Annotated in this window: 5 protein-coding genes; 4 read left to right on the top strand and 1 reads right to left on the bottom strand. The window is 73.0% G+C overall.

The annotated features are described in order from the left end of the window. Positions 1–294 (top strand): zinc finger domain-containing protein (locus VOI19_RS17740; protein ID WP_323794272.1); only part of this gene is annotated, 294 nt, incomplete at its 5' end. Here VOI19_RS17740 and VOI19_RS17735 read toward each other — a convergent pair. Next, the gene (locus VOI19_RS17735; RefSeq protein WP_323794271.1) at positions 295–954 is read right to left on the bottom strand and encodes an alpha/beta hydrolase; all 660 of its coding nucleotides are present in this window, start codon (positions 952–954) and stop codon (positions 295–297) included. A gap of 130 nt (positions 955–1,084) precedes the next feature. On the opposite strand from VOI19_RS17735, the gene VOI19_RS17730 reads away from it, so the two are divergent. The 3 genes from VOI19_RS17730 to VOI19_RS17720 all read left to right on the top strand — a co-directional run. Beyond that, entirely contained in the window at positions 1,085–1,429 is a 345-nt protein-coding gene (locus VOI19_RS17730; protein ID WP_323794270.1) for a WXG100 family type VII secretion target, read from the top strand. Next, positions 1,426–1,722 (top strand): WXG100 family type VII secretion target, encoded by a 297-nt coding sequence (locus VOI19_RS17725; protein WP_323794269.1) that lies wholly within the window; start codon positions 1,426–1,428, stop codon positions 1,720–1,722. Before VOI19_RS17730 ends, VOI19_RS17725 begins: the two co-directional genes overlap by 4 nt. Continuing rightward, the coding region (locus VOI19_RS17720) for a hypothetical protein (protein ID WP_323794268.1) at positions 1,707–2,724 on the top strand (1,018 nt) is incomplete at its 3' end. The genes VOI19_RS17725 and VOI19_RS17720, both read left to right, overlap by 16 nt.

The following is a 2,724-nucleotide window of genomic DNA, read 5'->3' as shown; positions in this document are numbered from 1 at the left end:
ATCCTGTTTCGTCACGGCGTGAGTCCGTTCCTCGCCGGGCGCGACCTCGACCCGGCGCTGTGGCGCGCCATGTGGGACGACCTGGTCGTGCTCATGCGGGCCGGTGCCCGGTCGGGGCGGATCATCACCACGGAGCCAGACGATCGGGAGCGCCCCATCGGCCGTCCGCGCCGCACCGACGCCTCCTACGTCTACCGCCGCGCCGGACTCCCCTGCCGACGGTGCGGGACGCCGATCGAGGCCGCGGTGATGGAGGCGCGCAACCTGTTCTGGTGCCCCGTCTGCCAAGCCTGACTACGTCACGGCTCCCTTGCCGACCCCAAGCAGCCCAGTGATGAACGCGAGAGTGTGCTGCTCGAAGACCGAGGCCTGCGACAGCATCGCGTGCTTGCCGCCGGGCACGACCTCGAGCGTGACGTCGGTACGGCGGCCGAGGCGGCGGGCGACCTGGCGGGCGTGCTCGAGCGGGGCGATGCGGTCGGCGTCGCCGTGGACGATCAGCACCGACCGGCCCTCCAGCGGGGCGTCGTCGGTCGGGTAGAGCCACGGGTTGAGGGCGACCACGCCGCGTACGGGGTGGTGCTCGCCGGCCGCCATCAGGGCTGCGCGGCCGCCGAGCGAGTGCCCGACCAGCACGACCGGGACATCGCCGTGGCTCTCGCGGATCTCGGCCAGCGCCCACGCGACGTCGTCGGTCGGCGAGTTGTCCCGGTCCCAGCCGCGGTAGGAGTTGAGGAGTCGGTGGACGGCGAACCGGCCGCGACCCGACCGTGCAACGGCCCTGGCGATCGGGAGCATCCGCAGCACCGACAGCTGGGTGCGGCGCACTGCGGTGGGGACGCGCCGTTGGGCGCCACCGTGCAGGACCAGCACCACCGCTTCGGGCGTGCGCGAGCGGCCGACGGGGAGCAGGCGGGCACCCGTAGGCGAGGGCGCGCGGCGTGAGCGGAGCATGGCGCGAGTATCGCCGACGCTCCCCAATCGGCCGTCGTTCGAGTTATCCACAGATTGCTCTCGCGCCCGCTTTCGACGAGCGATCCGGGTGAGGCTGGGGCGACCGGTCCGAACTCACTCGGGAGCTCCCATGACCATCACGATGTCCCACCCTGACCTGGCGCAGGCCGTGGTCGGGCTGCGCCGCGTCGCCGACCACCTCGAGCGACGTCGCGAGAAGGCCGAGCACCACGTCGACACCCTGCTCGACGGCGGCTGGTCGGGCGCAGCCGCGTCGTCCTACCTCGAGGGCTGGCAGGAGTGGCGCGCCGGGTGCGCGGACGTGATCGGCGCGTTGAGCACGATGGCCGACCTGGTGGTCGCGGCGGGAGCCGACCTCGACGTCGCCGACATCGCGTCGAGTGACGCCCACGGGGTCGTGTCGGCGCGCCTGGCTGGGCGACTGGCTGGGCGACTGAGTGGGCGACTGGGGTGAGCGCACGCCATGTCGTCGACCTCGACCTCCTGGCCGGCACGATCGAGGTGCTGGCCGCCTGTGAGCAGTCCTGCGACGAGGCCTTGGACGACGTACGGCGCGACGTCGCCCGGCTCCACCTGACCTGGAGCGGACGGTCCGCCGAGGCACAGGCCGAGGCGCAGGCCGCCTGGGAGGAGGGCTTCGCGCAGATGCGTGCCGGGTTGGCCACGATGCGGTCGGCGGCCGCGACCTCGCACGACAACTACCGCTCGGCGGTGGAGGCGAACCTGGCGATGTGGGAGGCGTTGTGACGCTGCTCGACGTCTCGGGGGCGGGCTACGCCGAGGCCTCGGGACTGCTTCAGGGCGGCAACGTCTGGGCTGCCCACCACTACTCGGTGCTGGCCGACGGGCTTGCCGACACCGGCGCGATGGCGGGCGACTCGTCGTTCGCAAGCAGCTGGGCGAGCGAGTACGACGCGGCTGCCGGCGCCGTCCTGGACGCCCTGCGCGACGCCGTGGGCGCGCTCGGCAACCTCGGACGGCTCTCGTTCGCGTCCTGGGAGAACCACTCGCGCGCCGAGCGCGCCTCGACGTTCGGGATCGAGCGGCTGGTCGATCTCGCCGGTCCCGTGGCGCTCGGCACGCACGACTGGCTCGAGGTCCCACGCCGCACCCCGCCGTCGTCCCTTGGCGGCGACCCGTCGTCACTCCCGGAGTGGGCCAACCGGATCCTCGACCACGTCGAGGGCTTCGTGTGGCCGGACGCCGACCTCGACAAGCTGCGTGCCGCGGCCGCCACCTGGCGCACTGCTGGGCAGGGCCTAGACGACGTGGCGACCTATCCCAGCCGGGCCATCACCGAGCTGTGGAACGAGCGCTCGCCGGAGATCCTGCCCGCAACGGGGGCGATCGGCCGGCTCGGTGTCGCCGTCGGCGACCTCGGTGACCAGTGCCGCGACCTGGCCGAGCTGTGCGACGGCTACGCGAGCGCCGTGCAGGAGCAGCGCGACGCGATCCTCGACCTCGTCAGCGACTTGATCCGCGACGCCGTGGCGGTCCAGGTGGCCGGCTTCGCGCTCGGGTTCGTCACGTTCGGTACGGCGAACGGCGGTGCCGTGGCCATCAATCTCGCGAAGATCGCTGCCGCAGCGCCGAGGTTCGCGCGGATGCTCGCCGCCCTGCGGGCCTACGCCACCACCGCTGCGACGGCCCTCTCCGGCACGCGCCTCGGAGTCGCTGGGGTCGGTGCCCGGGTCGCGCCGATGAGCAGCGCCCGGCTGCTGATGACCGCGGAGGTCGGGAAGGTGGGGT

It is taken from the genome of Nocardioides sp. (assembly GCF_034670285.1).
GTDB lineage: Bacteria > Actinomycetota > Actinomycetes > Propionibacteriales > Nocardioidaceae > Nocardioides.
Note: the sequence above shows the minus strand (reverse complement) of the source record. Positions and strands in the feature narration are given on the sequence as shown.